Origin of the sequence: Microbulbifer sp. MI-G (assembly GCF_030440425.1) — a bacterium.
Lineage (GTDB): Bacteria > Pseudomonadota > Gammaproteobacteria > Pseudomonadales > Cellvibrionaceae > Microbulbifer > Microbulbifer spongiae.
The window spans coordinates 193,677-215,330 of sequence record NZ_CP098023.1 but is presented as its reverse complement, the minus strand read 5'-3'; the positions used below and the strand labels follow the sequence as shown (position 1 = coordinate 215,330).

Genomic DNA, 21,654 nt, shown 5'->3' with positions numbered 1-21,654 from the left:
CACTTTTAAAAAAACGTAATTTGGCCACCCTGGGTAAAATTGGGTTTCGCTGAGTTATAGCCGTAAGAAACTCCTGTATCAGGTCACTGCACTGCCGGGAGTCACGGGCATAAAACTCCAATAGAAAATAGCCACCTGAACATTTCCAATCAATTACCGCAGCTTACAAGCCTGTTTAATGGCAGGCTAAGGATACGGATGTTTTGCCGGCAGTGGGTCCCCGGCTCCCAGCATGGCGCAATAGGATTCCGGAGTTGGCAGCGTCGGGCACAGCAGGCTGGTAGGTGCCAGGTGTTGAGACCCCTCACACCACCAAAGGCTGTAACAGGAAAAGTGCCGCTGGCAGATTTGCCCGAGCAAACCCCCATAGCTGCTCTCAACACCACTAACATCGCCGCTGGCAACATACACCTCGGACTGCATGCGACACTCACTGGCCGCACCGATACCTTCCGGAGCAGAGACAAACGCTGCAGACAGCTGATCGACATGCAAGCGGTTTTGCAGCGCACTGACCGCCAGTTCGGACAGACTCTGGTACCATTGTCTGGCAGCCGACAAAAACGCAAAAGCATCCACTTTGGGTGACAGCGCCGTGGCAATGGTCAAGGGAAAGTAGCGACCCACACTGTCCACACTGGGCACCAGGATACCCGCCCAGGCGCTTTCATCGATCACCCCTTTGCCGTGCACGAAGTGCCAGATTGGACTCGTCAGATAATAATCCAGCCATTGCTGCCCCATGATTTCTCGGGAACCGCGTACTGCACTTTGTAACCACGCATCCCACACATCGACAAAACTGCCGGGCAACTGGCGCTGAATAAAGTCGCCGTGTCCGGGCAGTTTGCCAAAGAGTCCGATACCGCTCACAGAACCTCCGGACATCGATAACCACGCAGCAGACCGCGGTCAAACGGGTTGTTGACATTGGCGGCAGTCAGCCTGAACAGCGCCTTGCGACCGTTTTCGGAAAAAGTCACCAGGCGTTGCGCCTTGCTGCGCCCGACTGCCAGATCGGAACTGGCCAACAGACGGTACCACGCCCAGTCCCCCTCATAATGTTTCCGATGCACCGTTTCATTCAGATCTTCAAAAATAATCCTGACCCTGTTGCTCTCCCCCCCGCGCCAGGTGAGTTTCTTACTGGTCTTGGGTCCATGGGAGTAAAGAACGCGCTGATCCCCCAGCTCCAGTTCAAACAGGCGCACACTGGAATCCAGCTTGGTAGGTTCAATACGGAATGCATAGGATGCAGTGCCACTCCCGGCAAAAAGGGTCTTGCGGATGCGCTCCGCCCGCCGCAGTTGCGATAACGCCCTCTGGGACAGGTCCAGCGCCTGACCCTCGACAGACTTTATCCGCCAGTTTCTGGTATCCACAAACGGTTCCAGATACTCGTTGACAAACGACTGCTGGATGCCGCCCGGCTTAAAGAACTGGTTAAACTCCATCATCGGTACTTCCCGATCGCGATCACTGCTCAATGGATAGCGCCCGGCCAAAGTGTTGGCATAGCTGAGATAAACCCGTTCATACCACACCCGGTTGAGATGGGCCTTGGCCTTGGCCATCACCAACCCCCAGGTGCTGTTGGCGATATCGGTCAGCCACCGGTCGAATGGCGCCGGGGCACTGGCGGCCTTGATCCTGAGCTGCTTGATGGCATCGCCTCCTCCGCCAAACCGCGCCTTGGCCCGTGCAAATGCGGCCTCATTCGCATCGGGTGCACTGTCAATCTCGGTCAGGTATTCCTGAATTTGATGAATGGCCAGCAGATATTCCTGAACCCTGGCTGGCCGCCCCTTCTCACTCTGGGTAATACGCTGCACTTCCTCAAAGTGTAAATCGACGATATTGGGTTTGTACTGATCCCGCAAAGCACCCGCCGCGCTACCGAGTGCAGCACCACCTACCCTGCGGGTGGTACTGGAAACCGGCAGGGCAACCCCGGAGGCATCAACGGGCAACTCGGGGCGCGGTGTCAGGCGCGTGTTATCCGAGGTAATTTCCGCAACCGCAAGCAATGGTGAATAAATCGGGTCGGACAGGTTTGACAACACTTCCAATGCCTGGGAAGTCGTCTTGAATTGCCGAATACGGAATCCACCCACAAATGACTGCCAGCGCTGCAGGTATTCCCCCAGGTAAATACGCTTGACCTCCTCACCGAGTTTCTCCCGGTCGGCCTCAGTGAAATCCTCTCCACTGAGATCGCTACCGTAAATCCAGCGCTCTTTCGCCATCGAGGCCAAAAGCGGGGAATCCGCATCGAAGTCCAGCTCCTTGTACCCCGCTTTGGTGTAGAGGAAAGGCATACGAAACCGGGCATCATTTGCATTCATCCCGAAGAGATGCTGGGTATCGCCGCCTATTTCCTGGTAAAGGTCCACCGGGGTCTGGCCCAGATCAGAATTTTGCAGTTGGGCAAATAGCCGCTGGGGTACGGGTATGCGTCGCAGTTGCTGGCGTGCGCGGGCCACGACCCGCGTGTTTTGCTCCACGCTGGTGGGTACAGGCCGCGCCAGCAATTGATCCAGGTGGTAGCGCAGATGCTCCTGCTCGCCGGCCTCCCCCGGTAACTGGCGCTCCCAGCGTGCAGCGTAATAGCCCTCTATGGTGCCAATATCCAACCGGTCGGCATGAAAGAACATCAGGTAAGTCTTGAGGGTATTCCCCAGCGCTGGGTCATCGCTGTCAAGCTGGCTCAGGTCACTCTCGATATCCCGCAACAAAGCCGGTAAAAAGACACCTTCGAGTTTGCGCCTGTAGAGATTGCTCACCTCCGCATCGATCCGCTCGTCGTAGAGCCCCAGGTTGCCAATCCAGGGGTGCGCATCGCGATCGTACACCGCGCTGGCCTGGCGTAACGGCTCCAGTATGTTCAGTGTATTTACCGGTGCCGGCCTTTCACCCCTCAATGCATTTTTTGCTTGTTGATACGCGGCAAGGTGATCGCTCACTTCGCCCATGGACACTGTATTCTGAGCGAGACTGCCGCTCCAGAGGAATACGGCTCCGACAAAAACCATCGCCAAAGCCGCATAGATCCCCCTGCGCAGCCATTGATTGGCTGTTTCGATCTTGCGGTTGACACCGACCAGTTCCGCTTCCGGAAACACAACGTCCTTCAGTAAGCGATGCAAAAAGAAGCTTTTGCCAGCTCCCTGGAATCTGGGCCCGACATTGCGCTCCAGGCCAAAGTCCGCCGTTACCGAGGCCATCATACGGTCAACCGGGCTGCCCTCCTGGGTGCCGCTGGTAAAGTAAATCCCCCGCACCATGGGCACCGTCTCATAGCGGTTGGGTTCGAAAGACTGTTTGACAAACTCGGTGAGCACGCCGGAAAGGTTCTCCATTCGCGCCGGAAAGCCCTGAAGCAGTGCGCGCTTCTCGATATTGCGCTCCTGGTGTACCCGCCACAGGACGCGCTGGTTGAGCCGCTCAATCAGCTGATCAAACTCCGACTTGAAATTATCCAGGCGGGCACCGGCAGTGGCATCCACCTCGCGCGGGAAACTGATGCCCCACACCTGCTCGCGCTCGGCCTGGGAAAGGTTGTCAAAAAATTCACTGAAACCTGCCACCAGGTCACACTTGGTAAAGGTGAGATAAATGGGAAAGCGGATTCCCAGTTCCCGCTGCAGTTCATTCACCCGCTGGCGGATGGTTTTTGCCTGCTGCTGCCGCTGCTCTTCTGTCTGCACCATCAGGTCCTGCAGGCTGATTGCGACCACAGCGCCATTGATGGGACGGCGGCGGCGGTAGCGTTTCAGTAATCCCAGAAATGCCTGCCAGGCAGTGTTGTCATACACCCGGTGGCTATCCTGGCTGGTGTAGCGGCCCGCGGTATCAATCAATACTGCATCATTGGTAAACCACCAGTCACAATTGCGCGTGCCGCCGACACCGCCGAGTGCTGCCTTACCGTGACTTTGTGCGAGGGGAAATTCCAACCCGGAATTGACCAGCGCCGTGGTCTTACCACAACCGGGAGGGCCGATAATGACATACCAGGGCAGCTGATACAGGGATACCCTGCCTTTTTCCGATTTGAAGCGGGCATTGCGCAGGACATCCATAGCCTCGCGGAAGCGTCCGCTAAGCGCATCAAGTTCCTCGCGGGAATGGGCTTCATCGGGGTCCTGTGCCACTTCCTGGGATGCCTCTATACCCTGAATCAGCGCCTGGTTCTGGCGCCGCTCCACCAACCACTGACTCAGATTCCAGGCCAGCCAGAGTGCAAAAATAAAAGCGATAATAATGATGCGGATAGTGGGGGAGAGCGTGGCATTGTCGCTGCCAAATTTGATGTAGTCCGCCCCAAACCAAATCAGCAGGGAGAGGGCCAAAAGACCAATCAGCCCGACCACCCATTTGCTGGTAAAAAAATCGCGCAAGCGTTTCATGAAAAGCTCCATCTCCCGGGGCCCTGCCGGCACCGGCTGTATTCGTTCCGGTTTTACCCTTCTTTTGGTGGGATTTCGCTCTCAGTACCTGTGAGTTCCGCCACGCGATCCACAACCGGTGTTGTCGTTTCGTACAACCACCAGCGATAACCACTGTAGGTGGCAACCAAGAGACCCAGGGCAACACTCATGATGACCCACAGCGGTACAAAGTGGATCAGGCGCGACTTGCGCTCGACACAGCCCTGCCAGCGCGGCGACAGATCGCGCTCCATGGTTGGTCTGTGCTGCTCAATCGTGCGGTAAAGCTCGTCCCTGATCTGTTCAATCTGTTCGTGCCCGCGCTGCACCAGGCGGTACTTGCCCTGAAAGCCCAGGCTCAGGCACAGATAGAAAAGCTCCAGTAACTCCTGGTGAGAGGCCGGCGTTTCGAGCATGCGTTGCAAAATGGCGAAACACTTCTCACCGCCAAAAGTCTCTTTGTGGAACAGGCTCAGCAGCGAATGCTGGCTCCAGCCGCTGGCCGTTCCCCAGGGGGTGGTCAACACCATCTCATCCACCACGGTACAAAGCAGGTAACGTGCCGTGAGAACGCTCTCCGGGGTCAGCGCCAGTTGCTTGGCCTCTCGTTCAAATGCCTGGATTTCCCGGGTCAGGCGCTTGTGCAGATCCGGCACATTGGTGTGGTTCATGGTAGTGCGCAGTTTGATAATCACACCCAGCAGTTTGGAGGCCGCAGACACCATCGGATTCAGGCTGTTGCGCACCTGTCTGTCTGCAGCGTTACCGGGGTTGGCGAAGAACTGTTCGGGGATGGGGTCCGGCTGCACCGGGGCGGCAGCACCCGGAGTCGGTATCATCACCGTCCTGTCACCAGCACCGGATGCCGGCGGGGGAGTGAAGCTTTCTTTGCTCATTTCAATGATTCCTTATGGCCCAAAGCTCCATGGACAGTCCCGGAAACTCTGCGCCGAGATGTACGGCAAAACCGCCGGATCTCAACATGGCCTGCCACATTTCGCCGCTGCGTTCCAGTTCAAAATAGGTGAATCCGGCGTGATAGGGAATTTGACGGGGCGCCACCGGAAGTGGGCGCAGGGACAGTCCCGGCAACTGTGCTGAGATCAACTCGCGAATGGCCTCCACCGGGGCCACCTTGGCCTGGGTGGGAAAACGGCTGCGCAACAGGTCACCCGGCATATCCGCTTTCGCAGCCATGACAAAGCTGGCCGACTTGAGCATTGAGGGATCGGTTACCGGTGCCACATAGATGCCAAACTTTCTCTGCACCAGTTCCAAGGCAATAGCGGTCTGCTCGAGGACTGTGGACAGGGATTGGCGCAGGGCGGAAAACAGACCGGCAAAACTCAGTTGCAGATTTTCGTGGGCATAACCGGGAATCTCCGCCGGGCGTTTGTTTGGCGAGGTGAATGTCGACAATTCCCCAGCCAGTTGCAGCAGTTCCAGAAACAGGCTGTGGGGGTGCAGACGCGGCTGTGCGGTAATCTGTTTCAGCAGGGGCTCAAAGCGATTGATCACCTGTAACAACAGGTAGTCGGCGATCTCCGCCGATCCACTTCTGCCGCTGTCACTCAAACGGTGCCCGAGGGCGGAGCCGCGATGGTCCAGCAGCCCACTGACCTCTTCGATATAGGCTTTGATCACCGGCGAAGCCTCAGCATTCAGCAGCGGTGGAATATAATCTGTATCCAACTCCAGCGGTTTTTCCGGTTGGCACTCACGTATCCGGGCAATACCGATCGCGGCATATCCACTCCGGTCATCGCTCTCCAACTTGAGGCAGACGCGCAGCTTGCCCACCTGGATACGGGCGGACTCCCCCGATGTCGTGGCGCTGTTGCGCGCATCAAAATTGGCTGCCTGGTAGCGGGCCTGGGGAAAATCCTCCTGATCCCTGATGGACTCCTGGCTGCCAGGGCGCTTGAGGGGTATACATAAATAGGCGATTTCATCGCGGGTATGGACAGGCACATCCAATACATCCGGCAGATGCTCATTCTCCGGTGCCAGAAATGGTGTGCCATCTGGAAAAATTGCCCGCAGTCGGGAGACAGAAACCTTGCCCATAGAAAGCGGTTCGCTGTCGATCGCCAGCTCAACCACACCCCAGGTATAGGGTCCCAGGGATGCGGTGCGCGCTTCGACCAGCTGTTCAAGATAGCGATCCTGCTGCTGGAAATGCTGTGGGCGTAAAAACATGCCCTCACTCCAGATCACCTTATTGTTTGCCGACATAAGCCTTCCTTGTACGCCCCGGCCAAATAGACCGGTGCTGGAAATAAAATCTGCCCGTGCTTGGCGCGCCGTGCTATTTAGAACTTTCCATTTCCCGGAGACGCTCCTTCATCGATTCATAGTCCTCACTGGAAATGGTTATCATCTTGTCCCGGCCCTCTGCAGTGTCCCTTCGCGGTAGGACGGATGCTTTGTCACGGCGCCGTTTGGCAATCTCGTCGGGCGTGCCGATGCGAGTATCGGCCAGGGATATCTGGTACGCATTTTTTCTATGGTCGACGATCGGCAGCACCATCAGGGCATCGGCCCGCTGATACTGCACAAACTCGGCCAGAAGGCCGATATATTTCACCTCCGGGGTCAGCGCCAATGCTTCCACGCGCTGTTCACCGGGAGCGAACTCTTTCAGGATCACGGTATCCAGCAGGTCTTTACCCAGGCGGGATTGGGCATTTTCGTACAGGTTCAGGAACTCCTCCCGTGCAAACTGGCGGTCATCCGCCAGCATAAAAATACGAACCACCACGGGAGAAGCGCGCCCATCGTCATCGGGATTGACGTCTTCGCGGATATCCATCGACAGTTCGACACTGGTGTCCAGGTTCAGGGTGCGCCTGGTAGTCTGGCAGGCTGCCAGGGTAACCACCAGAAACCCCAGCAGAGTGATACGGAACCAATTATTTTTCGACACGACCAACTCCTTTTCTTCGTTCAACAGATTCATTTTGCAGTTGTCTGGCATTTTTCAATTCTGACAATTGATTTTCATACGTCACAGCAAATTCATCGCCAAACAACTTGCGGTAGCAAGCTTCGGGATCGCCAACCAACTCGCGGTACAGTGCACTAAAGCCCTGCCATTTTCTCGCATTCTTATTGCCGAAAACCCCGGAAGTATCACCCAGGCGCCGCTCGATATTTTCGGGGTTAAAGTAACTGAGCATCGCACCGTAGCCCGCGCGCATGCCAGCGAGTACCGCCACCTGGTGATCGGAGAGGTCTTCAAAACTGTCCCGCACCGCGTCTTGCGGCTGCATAAATGCACCGTTTCCCGCAAACATGACCTCCAGGGCATCCCGTTCGGTTGCACTGAACTTCAGTGGGTTATTGGCCTCAGTCTGGATCATGGTACGCTGCACACGCAGCTCATTTTTAATACTGGTGCGCGCGCGCAAGAGGTCTATCAAGCGGGCGACGGTTTCGCGAACGATCTCGGCCGCCTGCTGATCCGCCTGTTGCTGCTGCGCGGGGCTCATATTCAAGCCCAGAGTTGTCGCCAGCACACTGGCCGTTGCGGACGGTGTCTGCGGCGGGTCCGCTGGGGGTTCGACCCGGCTCAGCTGGGGCGGCTGGGGCTGCAACTGGGAAGAGGAGTGCCCCGAGGCGACAGAATCCCCAAGGCCTGACGAGGGCGCCTGCCCAAATCCCGGCGCACCCGCCATCGACTGGCCCTCCACAGCGGCGAAAGAATCCGCAAACGGGTTATCGTGAGGCGCCTTTGCACCGTGTGACGTTAATTGGGTGGGAGTTTCCTGCGCTTGTGCAGGTGCCATCGGTGGTGACGATGGAGACAGCCCCGGCGCGGATTGTGGCTGCGGGGGCGGTGGCTGTGATGGCTCGGGGGGTACCTGATGCGGACTGGATGGCGCCACCTGTGGCTGGGCCGGAGTCTGTGCTTCCATTGGCGGCTCCGGGGCAATGTGCACGGCCTGTTGATCCGCCGACACATGGTCCTGCTCGCTGCCATCTTTCCACCAATCCTCATCGGACCACTGGCCCGCACCGGCTTGGCTGACCGCCCCACCCAAACCCGGGGCATCTGGTGTAGCCACCGCCTGTGGCCGGTCAAAGGCAGCGAGGGGATCCAGCGGGCCGGCCTCGACCCCCAACAGGCTGTCACTGGACGGTGTCTGCTGGGTCCCGGAGCCGATATAACCCCACTCCCCAGACTGGGAGATATCGGCGCCGCCACCGGGTTCCAGCCAGTTGTCCAGCTCCCTGGCGTCGTTCTGGTTTTGTATTTTGGCTCTGGTGCTAGAATTAAAGGTTGTGCGGTCTGAGGTGTCGAGAAAATCGGCACTGCCAAGACCCTTTGGCAGATGGCTTTCCGCCTGCGGCTGACGCAGAGTCACCTTGAGGCGGTATTCCCCCATATGGAGGATATCGCCCTCTTTCAGGGACACCTGGTTCCCCTTGCCGATCATCTCTTCGGCACCGTTGTAAAAGGTACCGTTGGTACTGGTATCCGTCAGAAAATATTGATTCCCACTAAAGGCAATCTGTGCATGTCTGGAAGAGACAACGCGGTCGGGATCGGGCAATACCCAGTCGTTGTCTGCCGAGCGGCCCAAGCTGCCACCCGCTTGCGTAAACAGTTTGGTGTGCTTGAGCATGTTGGCCCCCGGGGGGTCGGCCAATACAGAGAGAATGAGGTCCATGTCTTCCTGACTCACACTATTGTTGTACTTCATTTGCCCACAAAACGTTCTGGCCGGCGTGCGGCATGGCAAAACACGGGGCAGCTTTGCCGGTCATATCACCAACACCGGGCCTTGCGCATTGCAGAACCCGCCGATTTTCCAGATCCATCGCATATGCATTTCAACCCCAGGGGCCCTTCAGGGCCCCGCCGGCGAGGGAGCACAGTCTGGGAAGAACAATCTGGTCCCGCCCCTGCACAGAGCGAAGGGTACTGAGCCCAGCCTGCATAAACCGTGCGGCACCTCTATCGGTCAGCAGAGCTTCGGCACAGGGGGTCACCCACTGTCCTTGTGGCAGTTTGCGCAGATGTAATGGAAGGTCCTCATAACTGGCAGATACCGGTACCTGCAACCTTCCGCTCGCAGAAAAGGACCGGCAGACCGCCAGTGCGAGCAGATAGGCACTGTTGCCCCACAGATAATACTGATGCCCCTGCTCTGCTGTCAGTTCCTCAAAGTCGAACTGCTCGGTGGTGGCGGCCCCACTGCCAAACGGGAGTCGCAACATAAACCTGGGCGCAGCCAAGGCCACGTATTCGCTCGCTGAATAGTCCCGTACGGCCTGCCAGCTCTCGGCAAAGCGCTCACTCATGGGGTAGTACCAATCGTCGGGATCAACAGAACCGGCCAGGTTGGGGCAGCCGGCCAGTTTTGTATCGCCACCCATCAACAGGGCGCTGCCCGCCGCCTCCGCAATGGTTGAGAGATCAATCAGCAAGTGCAGATCCCGCTCCTCATCGGTGATATAGAAGTCGCCGATAACCAGATTGTAGGGCCGGTTACCCGAAGCCGTTTCACGTTCCACCAACAGCTTGAAGACCTGGGATTGCTCCAGATTACTTTCCGCACCGGCAAAGTCTGCCAGCAGCTCCTCTTTACTGACATCAATCAAATAGAATTGCAGTTTTCTGTGCTCATCGCAGCGCCTCAACAAAAACTGCAGGCCAAGCCAACTCGCTTCCAACTGGCGGAAGTCATTGTGGTGCATGACCTTGCGCATCGCATCGGAAGTCGCCACGGCAAGAGCACTTAAATATTCACCTTGGCGGGGATGGGTATTTTTCTGCACATAGGGCGCGACAATATCCCGGATCAACCGCTCAACCTGAAATGCACTGCTGCACTCGCTGGCCTGGTGTTTGCGGTCAGCAGCGAGGATTTTATCGAGGGTGGATCGGTCGGCAGCAGAAATCCCAGCTTCCAGGGAACCCTCGCGTAACTCCGGGCTCCACTGCCGGATATCTTCGGCAGCTTGCTGAAACTGCTGCGGATCCCGCAGGCGACGCTCTAGGTCAATAAATTTTTTAAAAAGTGGCAGGCGAGTGAAAAGGTAATCCGGGTGTAAATCATCAAAACAGGACAGCGGCAGAGGCCCTTCTATCACCGGCAGTTGCAGACGCACCTCCAAATCGGCAAAAACCCCTTCGAAAGTATCGCGGTTTAGCAGATAGACCCTGCGCCCAGCGATAGTGCCAGGCTCACACCGGCGGCGGCTGGCGCGCCCGCTGAAGTCTCCCAGGATCGCAACCTTCAGGGTATCAGGGCCTGTTGCTATCATTTTTTTTACCATCACCTGAAATAGGGACGTCTATTGCTCCGTTGGTTCCACTCACGCCCGGCTGACCGCTGGCAAACTATCCATTGCCGTTTCGGTACCTTCCTGAGCACATCATGCGTTTTTATCTAACGGGTTTCCAGCGATTCTTTTTCGATTTTTTTCGATTTTTTTGGTCGCCCCCGCCTGAGAGGACGAACCCGTTGATTGGCAATCTGTTCGATTTTTTCCTTAAAGGTGTCCCCACCCAATACGTGCCCCAGCTTGATGGTTTCGGCAATGTAATCGAGCAACCTGCGGTCAAAGCTGTAACGAAACAGTTTTCTATAGGCCTGTGCACGTGCCTGGGGATTTTCTCCCAAGGCGAGATACAGGTGATGATCACAAATCAGATTGTCACGCTTTGTATTGACGTGATGGTTGAAGCTCGACCAGGGGTAATTCCCCAGGGAATCCGCCAACCCCAAATATAACGGCCGCAACTCAACATAGCGGTAACAGGTGAGCAGGTAGGCCTCCGAATCGATCAGACTGGACTTGTAACGTCCTCTCCAGAGTGTGCCGGAGCGCTTGTAGCGATGATTCACAAATTGCACGTAGCGACGCCCCAAAGATTGCATCACAGAGGAAATACCATCCGGAATCCTCGGTGTGGCAATGATCTGGATCATATTTGGCAGCAAAACGTACGCGTGCACATCCACATGGTATTGGTCCGCAGCATTTCGCAAACTAATCAAATAATATTGATAATCTTCCTCATCAAAAAAACAGGGCAGGTTATTGTGACCCACCTGCACTATATGCTGGGGAATATCTCTCAGGTTGAGCCTGGGCAAACGGGGCATTTTGCCAGCGTGTCCTTCATTAACAGGCGCAGCGCCTTAATCGATGATAACAGGGATTTTATTATCGCAAACTCGGGGAAAAAATTTCAAACTTGGCCTGTGGGCAAGTTAACATTACCGTCGGTTGAGGGTTGTATCATGTTACGCTGCATTTTTTGCAATTTAATACAGGGGAATTGCACCAGACATGGATCAGATAAGTCTGGCAGTCAACGGGCGCACCGACATTGGACAAGTACGCGAGGAAAATGAAGACAGTATTCGCTGGCATGCGTGCGCGGATAAACCCTTCGCCTATATCGTGGTGGCCGATGGTATGGGGGGGTATACCGGGGGTGCCACGGCCAGTAAATTGGCAGCAGAAACCATTCAGACCCACCTCGACAACCTGCTTAAACACACCTTTATTGCCTGTAGCCCAGAGCAGCAGCAATTGATTTTACGCGCAACCCTGATTGATGCTATCAACAATGCAAATACCGCACTGCTCAATACCAAAAACCGCAATCCACAACTTGCCAATATGGGTACGACCCTGGTTGTGGCCGTTATGTGGCACAACCTTCTTATCGTCGCACACATTGGCGATTCCCGTGCATACCTTTGGAACAATTACGGCTTACAGCGCCTTACGCGGGATCACAGTGTAGTACAAGAAATGCTCGATAGCGGTCAAATCAGCCCTGGGCAGGCCAAACAATCCGGGGTGCGTAATCACATTACCCGGGCGCTGGGCGTATCCGCAAGCGTGGAAGCGGAAATTAACAGTTGGAAACTCACAGAAAATGCCCTCCTGCTGCTGTGTAGCGACGGACTCACAGAATACCTGGACGACCATGCGATTGAGCGCATACTGGCCACGCATCGTCCCGCGCTGGAGTGCGTTTATCGTTTTATCGACGATGCCAACAAGCTCGGAGGTCGGGACAATATCTCCGCCGGCATTCTCGAATACGCCTCCCGGCCTCTGCCGCGAATGCACATAGAAGAACAAAATATAACCCAAAGGCCCAGGTCACCGGATGTGACTGTGCGCAAATTGCAGCGCTAGCCTATTTTCCGGAAACTGAAGAATGACACCGGAATACCCCGCCCAGTTCGTATCCGACCTGCTCAAGGCCCTAAACCCACCGCCTGTCACTTTTTCACAGCAGGACCCGGCTGCCGCCTGCCGGTGGTTGAACGCTATCAGGGATAGATCCGGGAGTCCGGGCCCTGCCGGTCGTGCACTATCGCCCTGGCCTGAAGCGCCAGCGGTAGCGACCAACCAATACACCATTGCGATGGCACCGGCAGTAGAGCATTTGCCCGGTATTGGCGACAGCCCGGTGCACTTTATCAACACCCCCGGCGTCAACCCACAGGGTACTTCTGTTCCACCCTTGAATCAGTGCCGGCGGATTGGTGGCCGGGTCATTGGCAGCAATGGCGAGGTGGCCTTTGAGCGGATCGATCTGGCGATACCGGGCCCGCTGCCCTTTCATTGGAAGCGCTACTACCGCACCTCTATTCGCGAGGATTTGGGCATTGGCACCGGCTGGCGCCATTCCCTGAACGAACAATTGCTGGTGCAAGACAATCTTGTTGAGCTGCATACCGCCGAGGGGCGCAGGATTCGCTTCCAACAGCCCGCAGTGGGCCATGCCTGCTACAACCGGTTCGAACGCCTGCTGCTGTCGCGCCAAAGTCTGCACAGCTATTGCCTCATTGCCTTCGACCAATCTCACAAGATTTTTCGCGCAGATGGTGTCAACAGGGCACTGCCTCTCAGCGAGATTCGCGATCTGTGCGGCAATACCCTGACCATCGACTACAGCGCGGGGCTGCCCAGAAGAATCGTGAGTTCCTGGGGGCGGGTCGTGGAATTTCAGATTCACGGCGGCCGGATCAGTAAGCTGGTCAATCACCACGCCCCGGGGGACCAGCGCGATCTCTGCCAGTATGCCTTTCACGGTGAACTTCTCACTGAGGCCAGTAGTGCCCAGGACTCTGAGCAGTATCGCTATAAAAACCTTGCCCTTATTGAATTGAGTAGCGACCAGGCCGGTACTTGTCAGTTTGAATACGACCAACGTGAACGCTGCCAAAAAATGCGCCTCAATGCGGCAGAGATCGTATTGCGCTGGCAACACAAACACACTACTTGCCAGGTGGAGATGCCCGACAGGGACCCACAGCAGCTCTGCTTTAATGGCTTTGGTCAGCTGACCGGCGAGCGACGCGGACAGCACCAGCGCAGTTGGCTCTACGATACCTACGGCAATCTGTGTCAGTACACCGACCGTCACGGCCAGCGCACCTTCTTTCGCCACGATACATTCGGGCGCTGCACTCGGCGCACCCAGAGCGGTATCAGCACGCGCTATCAATACGATCAACAGGGGTTTCCCCAGGCGGCGCTGCTCGCCGAGGAGCAGGTCTGGCGGTATCAGTTCAGTGATAACGGCCGGCCGCTGACCGTGACCGATCCCGAAAAGCAGATGTGGAAGTTTTTGTATGGCAACCGGGGCCAGCTTACGCAGATCACCGATCCAGAGGGAGGTAAGGTAGATTTTACCTGGGATGGACAGGGGCAGCTGCAAACCGTGCGCTGCGGGAAACAGCAATGGGGATTCGAATACGACCACTGGCAGCGGGTGACCGCAATAGTGGCAGACGGTGAGACCCGTTGCGCGTGGCACTATGGGGCGGCCGGTGAATTGCGCGAAGCCCGTATAGGTCTTCACCACTATACCCTGGGCTACGCAGGACACGGACAGCCCTGTGCGATTCACCTCGGCAATCAGCAGCGCCTTCATTGGGAATTCGACGGTGCCGGTCGAGTGTGCCAGATCCATTTTGCCGATGGCAACAGCTGGGAACTGCAGCGCAATCCCCACGGCCAGCTGGCGCAGCTACAGACCACCAATGGCTGCTACCACTGGCGATACGATTCCCTTGGGCAACTGGTCTGCCACCGGGCACCGGGCGGGCGTCAGTTGCGCTGGCACTACAATCCCGACGGCACTTTGCGCGAGTACTGTGACAACGATTGCCACTGGTATTTTCTCTACAACACCCGCGGAGCGGTTACCGGGATTCGCAACAATAACGGCCAGAGCAGTGCGTTTCACTACGATACCCAGCTGAGACTGATCCAGGCCAATAATCAACATGCCTCAGTTCGCTTCAGATACGATCGGCGAGGCCGGGTGATCGCTGAAAATCACAACAGCAGCGATGTCCGCGACTTCAGCCTGAAATATCAGTACGATTCCCGCGGCTGGCTGCGCAGCGCCAGCTCTGATGACCTCGACCTCACCTACACCTTCGCACCCTGCGGATCGCTGTACGGCATCGACGCCAACGGAGCATCGATACTGCGCTCAGAGACCAATGGCCGGGATACCATTTTGGTACAGGGGGCGGTGCGCAGTACCCACAGGTACCGGTACGGACATTTGTCCACTCTGGAGAGCAGCCAGACCCCGGCCTGGAAATTCGAAACACATCCCCCCTTACCACTCACCACACCTGTCCGGCATGCGGAGTCTGTCCCGGCGTGCATAGACCGGGACAAACGCGGTAACGTCATCGGCGAGCGGGAGATGCCGGCACGTAAAAATTTCCGCTATCACTACGACGGCTGGGGACTGATGGGCACCGCAGAATGCAGCGAGTTCAAGACCAGCTTCCGTTACGATCCCTTCGGCCGGCGCCTGAGCAAAACCTGTACACACCGCAAATCCACGCGCCAGCGCCGGGTGGTCACCAACTGGAGCGGCCTGGGAATCTGGGCGGAAACCCTGCAGATAGATGGAAAATCCCGCGGTCTCGACCACTGGATACAGCACCCTCTGACCCGCAGCATACTGTGCCAATGGAAATCCACTGACAGCGAGCACTACCTGAACAGCCCCGATGGCAGGCCCCTGGCCATCTTCGATGCAAAGGGGGCCGTGCGCTGGTTGTGGACTCCCGGGCAAAGGGAAAATACCGGCTGCAGCCATCGACAACAACCCGGCCCCTGGCGCGGTATCAACCTGATTGCCGATAGCGAGACCGACCTGTGGTACCACCCCCTGGGATACTGGCACCCGGTGTTGCAGATCTGGCTTAACGGCCCTGGGGTTTTTACACCCTGCGCTGCCGACACTACAGTGAGCGGGCCACGAGTCGAGGTGATCGCTACTTGACAGCGGCAAAGGCAACTAGCGGTGCTTACACCATCCTCCTATCCGACCTCTACACTCTGTTAATCAGGTCAATCGTACGGCTGAACTATGGAAGCCAGGCCCGATTTTGAAATTGGCGATATTCCGGTGGCCAGGGGGGAGTCCCGCCGCATCGATCTGCCCGTTGTCAGCCTGTATACAAATACGGAGATGGCGATTCCCGTCCATGTACAGCGCGGCAAAAAGGATGGCCCGACCCTCTTTGTCTGCGCCGCGGTACACGGGGATGAGTTAAATGGCATTGAGGTGATCAGCCGCCTGATCCGCAGGCGCGCCCTGCAATCGCTGCGCGGTACTTTGATCGCAGTACCGATGGTCAATGTGTACGGCGTACTGCAGCACACCCGCTATCTCCCCGACCGGCGCGACCTCAACCGCTCCTTTCCCGGATCGGCCAAGGGATCACTGGCAGCGCGTATGGCCCACGTATTCCTCAACGAAGTAGTGGCCAAATGCGACTACGGCATCGACCTGCACACCGGCGCTGCCCACCGCAGTAACCTGCCACAGGTTCGCGCCAACCTGGATGACGAAACTACCCGTGCCATGGCCAGAGCCTTCGGTGTGCCGGTACTGCTCAATACTTCCATCCGTGACGGCTCTCTTCGCCAGGCAGCCGCAGACCTTGGGATCAGGGTCCTGCTGTACGAAGCCGGCGAGGCCCTGCGTTTTAATGAACTCTGTATTCGCGCAGGAGTAAAAGGGGTGATCAATGTCCTGCGACACCTGCATATGCTGCCGAGAGGGCGCAGGGGCAACCCTATCGAACCGTTTGTTGCACGGCGCAGCGGCTGGCTGAGGGCCGGTGACAGTGGTATTGCCAACTACATGAAATCCCTGGGGGATCAGGTACACGAAGGGGAGCTGCTGGCAACGATTGCCGACCCCTTCGGCAATGCGCTCGATCGGGTCTGCTGCAACGGCGTGGGCATTATTATCGGGCAGCAGAACATTCCCCTGGTGCAGGAGGGTGAGGCGATGTACCACATCGCCTATTTCCGCGAGCCGCAGGAAGTGGTGGAGAACCTCGAGCTACTGCAGGACAGCCTGCTGCCCGATGAAAATTTCTGATCTCGCCTTACTGCCGCTGCAGTAATTCAAGTACCTCCTTGCTGGGATAGCCCTTGACCACAACGCCAGCCCGCGCCTCAAACGCCCGGATGGCTTTGCGGGTAGCCGGGCCGGCCTTACCATCGATTTCGCCGCTGTAATAGCCCTGCTGCTTTAACAGTTTCTGCAGTTCCTCCACCTGACCGCTTTGCAGGGGAGTAAAGGGGCGATTCCAATCCTTGGCCAACGGGGGAGCGCCGCCGATGCGATCGGCAAGCAGGCCGATGGCTATTGCGTAGCGATCAGAGTTGTTATAGCGCTTCAACACAAAGAAGTTTTTGAATACCAGGAAGATCGGTCCCTGGCGGCCATCCGGCAATTTCAGCTCGGCCACCGCCGCCTTGCTGGGGAAGGGATCACCATTGGCACGCTTGACGCCGAGTTTTTCCCACTCCGCCACAGTGAGCTTGCCCGCCGGCAATTTACGTTGGGGGATAATCACTTCATACCCCCAGGGCTTACCGCGCTGCCAGCCATTGCTCGACAGCAGATTGGCCGCCGTAGCTAGAGCATCGGGCACCGAATTCCAGATATCGCGCTTGCCATCGCCATCGATATCCACTGCATAAGCCAGGTAACTGGTGGGGATAAACTGGGTGTGGCCCATGGCACCGGCCCAGGAACCGAGCAGGTAGCGGTCTTCGATATCCCCGGCCTGCAGTATCTTCAGGGCAGCAAGCAGCTGCTGGCGACCGAATTTTTTGCGTTTTTGGTCCGCATAGGCCAGCGTCGCGAGGGAGCGGATCACATTGCGCATGACCTTGTCATTGCCGAGAATACCGCCAAAGCTCGATTCCACTGACCAGATCGCCAGGAGAATATCCGGGTCTACCCCGAAGCGTTTCTCGATTTTGTCGAGCCAGGGCGCTATTTTTTCCTTCTCCCGTCTGCCCCGCTCGATCGCCCTGCGCTGCACCCGGTTATCAAAGTACTGCCACACCGGTGCCTTGAACTCCGGCTGGAAACTGGCCCGGTCCAATACCCATTGGTCCGGCGAGGTAATGCCCTTAAATGCCTGATCGTAAACCTGTGGGGAAATACCATTGTTGATGGCTGTCTGGCGAAATTCTCGCACCCACTGTTCGAAAGCCGGGTCGGGCTGATCGACGGCCTGGGCAAGAGCGCAGAAAAGTGCCGCAAAGAGTGCAAGCAGACGGGGCAGCGAGTGGGATCTGTACAGTTGACGCATTGCGGTACCCTTGATACTGGATTCTGCTCGCTCAAGGGTAGCCCGAGTCCCCGTGATCTGAAAGGCGGTTTTTATCGGTGGCCAACGACCCGCAGAGCATTGATCCCGGTAACCGGTCACAGGGGCCAGCTCGATTGCCGGCAATCACCTGTGCGACATGCGGGCAAGGCATTCAGGGAATCACATAAAACAGCACTGCAAAGAAATGCAGGATACCACCGGCCAAAACAAACACATGCCAGATGGCGTGATGGAAGCGCAGGCTGCGCCACAGGTAGAAAGCGATACCACCGGTATAACAGAGACCGCCTATCATCAGCAACCAGAGACCGCCGGTTTCAAGGCTGCCCGCCAGCGGCTTGATTGCTGCGATCACCACCCATCCCATCAGGGCGCTGAGAGTAATGGAAAGGGCGCGAACCCTCTTCAGCGGGGTTAACTGAATGATCAGCCCTAGCAGGGCCAGTCCCCAGATAATCCCGAACAGCCACCAGCCCCAGGGGCCGCGCAGAGTCACCAGGGTAAACGGTGTATAGGTCCCCGCAATCAGCAGGAATATCGAGGAGTGATCCAGTGTGCGCAAAATTGCTTTGGCGCCAATATGGCTCACAGCGTGATAGAGGGTCGAGGCGAGAAAGCACAGGATCAGGGTCGAGGCATAGACACTGGCACTGACAATATGCCAGGCATCACCGCGCAGGGCGGCAAAACCGCTCAAAACCCCGAGGCCGGCGATAGCGAGCAGTGCTCCGATACCGTGGGTGACGCTATTGGCAATCTCTTCGGCAAAGCTATAGCGACTGGCAACGGATGTAGACATGGAGTAACCCGGTCAAATTCAGGCCTCGAGCCCCGTAAAACTGCTCGGCCAACGGCATGGATCAAAGCCCATCATCAGTGGCTCCATGGAAAATAGCAAGAACTGCATCAGACCATGGGTTCACTTCCCGGTCGCCACCCTTTACACACTGGCGCTGTGAATGCCCATTTTACAGAGAGCAGAAGAGGCCCGCACAATGGTTTCGTTGCGATCCGGTCCCGTGGAAACAATCTCTACAGGCGCTCCCACCAGCGCCTCAATACGGGCGATATAGGCCTTGGCATTAGGCGGCAGATCCACCTCGCAGCGCACGCCTTTGGTAATCTCCTGCCAGCCGGGCATGACCTCGTAAACCGGCTCCACGCCCTCCCAGCCAGCGGCGTCGAAGGGGACTGCCACGGCTTCACCGGCGCTGTTGCAGTATCCTACACAGAGCTTTACTTCCTCGAGGCCGTCGAGCACATCCAGCTTGGTCAGACACAGGCCCGAAATACTGTTGATACGAATCGCATGGCGCACCGCCACGGCATCGAACCAACCCGTGCGGCGCTCCCGTCCGGTGGTTGCACCGAATTCGTGGCCTTGCTCGCCCAGGTAGCGGCCGACTTCACAGTCCAGCTCAGTCGGAAAAGGGCCACTGCCAACACGGGTGGTATAGGCCTTGGTGATGCCAAGTACATAATCCAGGTACAGGGGGCCGAAACCCGAGCCTGTGGCGGTACCGCCGGCAGTCGTGTTGGAAGAGGTTACAAACGGGTAAGTCCCGTGATCGATATCCAGCAATGAGCCTTGGGCGCCCTCAAACAGGATGTGTTCTCCCTGCTCACGAGCCCTGTGCAGGTGATCCGCTACATCGGTGATCATTGGCACCAACTGCTCGCGCCAGTGCTTGGCCTTCTCCAGAGTGTCCCCGTAACTGACCGGCTCCACTTTGTAATACCGGGTCAGGACAAAATTATGATAATCGATAAGCTCCCGGAGTTGGCTGCAAAAGTGATCCCAGTTACACAGGTCACCCAGGCGCAGGCCACGGCGAGCCACCTTGTCTTCATAGGCCGGGCCAATGCCGCGTTTGGTCGTCCCTATCGCCTTATCGCCGCGGGCTCTCTCACGGGCTTCATCGAGTGCCGCGTGTACAGGCAGGATCAGTGGGCAGGCCGGTGACAGGCGCAAGCGCTCTCTGACAGGCACACCTTTCTTTTCCAGCGCTTGCATCTCATCCAGCAGTGCTTCGGGAGACAGTACCACACCGTTGCCAATCAGGCAGATGACACTTGGTCGCAGGATACCGGAGGGAATCAGGTGCAATACAGTTTTTTCACCGTCGATGACCAGGGTGTGGCCGGCGTTGTGTCCACCTTGAAAGCGCACAACCAGAGAGACTTTCTCTGTCAGTAAATCGACAATCTTACCTTTCCCTTCATCACCCCACTGGGTTCCCAGCACTACCAGGTTCTCGCCCATCAGTATCAATCTCTAAACTCAGGTTTTTCTCTCGTTGGAGCTGTAGGCCCCGGCAATAATGGTGATCAGGAATGTTTGCCGCACAGTGTCCGGCACCGTTTCCACTGTCAATCAGTCCCGCGACTTCACCACCCAGGAGCCGCTGTCGAATACCAACTCGCGGTCGCAGCGCGCGTGGAGATCGCTGTCCATGTCACCACACAGCGCGGCAATCACCACCTCTCCCCGTGCACGCAGTTCACGAACGGTACGCCAAAGGCCGGCGGCATCTTCCAGCCAACGGACATCCGGTGCGAGGATAGCCCCGGTGCTCGGTGCCGGGCCATTGCCCAAAGTATTGAGCACTACCAGGTCGCTACTGAACCCGGTAGCCGGGCGGCTGCGTCCAAAGACAGCACCAATGCCGTTATAGCGGCCACCATTGGCAAGTGCCTGGCCGTGTCCCGGTGTATAGGCGGCAAACACCAGCCCGGTTTCATAGTCGTAACCGCGCACTTCACTTAAATCAAAAAACAACTCTACCGCCGGGTAGCGCCCGCGCAGGGCGTCCGCCACCTGGCGCAGGTCAGTCAGAGCTCCCCGCAGCGCTGCCGGTGCACCCGCGAGCATTGTGCCAGCCCTCTCCAGGCACTCCAGGCCCCCCGCCAATCCGGGCAATACCTGCAACCAGGCGGCCGCCTGTGGGTCGGCAACATTTTCCGCCACCCAACGGCGCACATCGGCACTCGCTTTGCTCTGCAACAGAGCGGACAGCGCGCCGCGCTTCGCTTCGTCGAGCCCCCCCGCTTCGGCCAGACTGCGATAGATGGCGACGTGACCGAGATCCAGGTGAATCCGTTCGACCCCAGCGACCTGCAGGCTCTCCAGCATCAGGGAAATAACCTCGATATCCCCATTCAGGCTGTCCACACCAAACAGCTCTGCACCGACTTGGAACGGGGCGCGGGAGCCCATGGCCGTGCGCGGCCGGGTATACAGAACATGGCCGGCATAACACAGGCGGTTGGCACCGGCGCGCGGAAAACTGTGCGCATCAATGCGAGCGGCTTGCGGGGTAATATCGGCGCGGATACCCAGCGTGCGGCCCGAGATCTGATCGGTGACCTTAAAGGTGCTCAGGTCCACATCCCGCCCCATCCCGATCAACAGGGACTCGGTGAACTCCAGCATCGGCGGTATCACCAGTTCGTAGCCCCAGCAGTGGTAGAGGTCCAGCAGTCGGCGCCGCAGGGTTTCAACCTGAACGGCATCTGCAGGCAGAATTTCCGCGATGCCATCGGGCAGCATCCAGCGATCAGCTTGGGTCATG

General features: G+C 57.4%; 15 protein-coding genes. 3 read left to right on the top strand and 12 right to left on the bottom strand.

Going from position 1 to position 21,654, the window contains the following annotated elements; translation table 11 throughout:
* Positions 1–186 precede the first annotated feature (186 nt).
* The 8 genes from tagF to M8T91_RS00890 form a co-directional block, all read right to left on the bottom strand.
* Positions 187–873, bottom strand: a complete 687-nt coding sequence (gene tagF, locus M8T91_RS00925; RefSeq protein WP_301415909.1) for a type VI secretion system-associated protein TagF — start codon at positions 871–873, stop codon at positions 187–189.
* Positions 870–4,409, bottom strand: a complete 3,540-nt coding sequence (tssM, locus tag M8T91_RS00920; RefSeq protein ID WP_301415907.1) for a type VI secretion system membrane subunit TssM — start codon at positions 4,407–4,409, stop codon at positions 870–872. Before tssM ends, tagF begins: the two co-directional genes overlap by 4 nt.
* A gap of 53 nt (positions 4,410–4,462) precedes the next feature.
* Complete coding sequence (gene icmH, locus M8T91_RS00915) at positions 4,463–5,326, bottom strand: type IVB secretion system protein IcmH/DotU (protein WP_301415905.1); 864 nt, start codon at positions 5,324–5,326, stop codon at positions 4,463–4,465.
* 1 nt (position 5,327) lies between these two features.
* Positions 5,328–6,665 (bottom strand): type VI secretion system baseplate subunit TssK, encoded by a 1,338-nt coding sequence (tssK, locus tag M8T91_RS00910; RefSeq protein WP_301415903.1) that lies wholly within the window; start codon positions 6,663–6,665, stop codon positions 5,328–5,330.
* A 73-nt stretch (positions 6,666–6,738) separates the two neighbouring features.
* Positions 6,739–7,356 carry a type VI secretion system lipoprotein TssJ gene (gene tssJ, locus M8T91_RS00905; RefSeq protein ID WP_301415901.1) on the bottom strand — a complete coding sequence of 206 codons (618 nt, stop codon included), beginning with the start codon at positions 7,354–7,356 and terminating at the stop codon, positions 6,739–6,741.
* On the bottom strand, positions 7,343–9,136 hold the full coding sequence (gene tagH / locus M8T91_RS00900; RefSeq protein WP_301415899.1) for a type VI secretion system-associated FHA domain protein TagH: 1,794 nt from the start codon (positions 9,134–9,136) through the stop codon (positions 7,343–7,345). Before tagH ends, tssJ begins: the two co-directional genes overlap by 14 nt.
* Positions 9,137–9,266: 130 nt before the next feature.
* On the bottom strand, positions 9,267–10,703 hold the full coding sequence (locus M8T91_RS00895; RefSeq protein ID WP_301415897.1) for a type VI secretion system contractile sheath domain-containing protein: 1,437 nt from the start codon (positions 10,701–10,703) through the stop codon (positions 9,267–9,269).
* Between the two features lie 125 nt (positions 10,704–10,828).
* On the bottom strand, positions 10,829–11,548 hold the full coding sequence (locus M8T91_RS00890; RefSeq protein WP_301415895.1) for a transposase: 720 nt from the start codon (positions 11,546–11,548) through the stop codon (positions 10,829–10,831).
* 187 nt (positions 11,549–11,735) lie between these two features.
* Between M8T91_RS00890 and M8T91_RS00885 the strand changes: the two genes are divergently transcribed.
* From M8T91_RS00885 to M8T91_RS00875, 3 genes are all read left to right on the top strand, one after another.
* Positions 11,736–12,599: a Stp1/IreP family PP2C-type Ser/Thr phosphatase gene (locus M8T91_RS00885; RefSeq protein ID WP_301415893.1), complete on the top strand. Its 864-nt coding sequence runs from the start codon at positions 11,736–11,738 to the stop codon at positions 12,597–12,599.
* Positions 12,600–12,621: 22 nt separating this feature from the next.
* Positions 12,622–15,723 carry a DUF6531 domain-containing protein gene (locus tag M8T91_RS00880; RefSeq protein WP_301415891.1) on the top strand — a complete coding sequence of 1,034 codons (3,102 nt, stop codon included), beginning with the start codon at positions 12,622–12,624 and terminating at the stop codon, positions 15,721–15,723.
* Between the two features lie 87 nt (positions 15,724–15,810).
* Positions 15,811–16,833 (top strand): succinylglutamate desuccinylase/aspartoacylase family protein, encoded by a 1,023-nt coding sequence (locus tag M8T91_RS00875; RefSeq protein WP_301415889.1) that lies wholly within the window; start codon positions 15,811–15,813, stop codon positions 16,831–16,833.
* 7 nt (positions 16,834–16,840) lie between these two features.
* Here M8T91_RS00875 and M8T91_RS00870 read toward each other — a convergent pair whose 3' ends face one another.
* The 4 genes from M8T91_RS00870 to M8T91_RS00855 all read right to left on the bottom strand — a co-directional run bounded on the left by M8T91_RS00870 (position 16,841) and on the right by M8T91_RS00855 (position 21,653).
* Positions 16,841–18,061, bottom strand: coding sequence for a lytic murein transglycosylase (locus M8T91_RS00870; RefSeq protein ID WP_301415887.1), 1,221 nt, complete (start codon positions 18,059–18,061; stop codon positions 16,841–16,843).
* Positions 18,062–18,233: 172 nt separating this feature from the next.
* Positions 18,234–18,881: a PAQR family membrane homeostasis protein TrhA gene (trhA, locus tag M8T91_RS00865; protein ID WP_301415885.1), complete on the bottom strand. Its 648-nt coding sequence runs from the start codon at positions 18,879–18,881 to the stop codon at positions 18,234–18,236.
* A 141-nt stretch (positions 18,882–19,022) separates the two neighbouring features.
* On the bottom strand, positions 19,023–20,345 hold the full coding sequence (locus M8T91_RS00860; RefSeq protein WP_301415883.1) for an adenylosuccinate synthase: 1,323 nt from the start codon (positions 20,343–20,345) through the stop codon (positions 19,023–19,025).
* Positions 20,346–20,456: 111 nt separating this feature from the next.
* Complete coding sequence (locus tag M8T91_RS00855; protein WP_301415881.1) at positions 20,457–21,653, bottom strand: ATP phosphoribosyltransferase regulatory subunit; 1,197 nt, start codon at positions 21,651–21,653, stop codon at positions 20,457–20,459.
* Position 21,654: the final 1 nt, after the last annotated feature.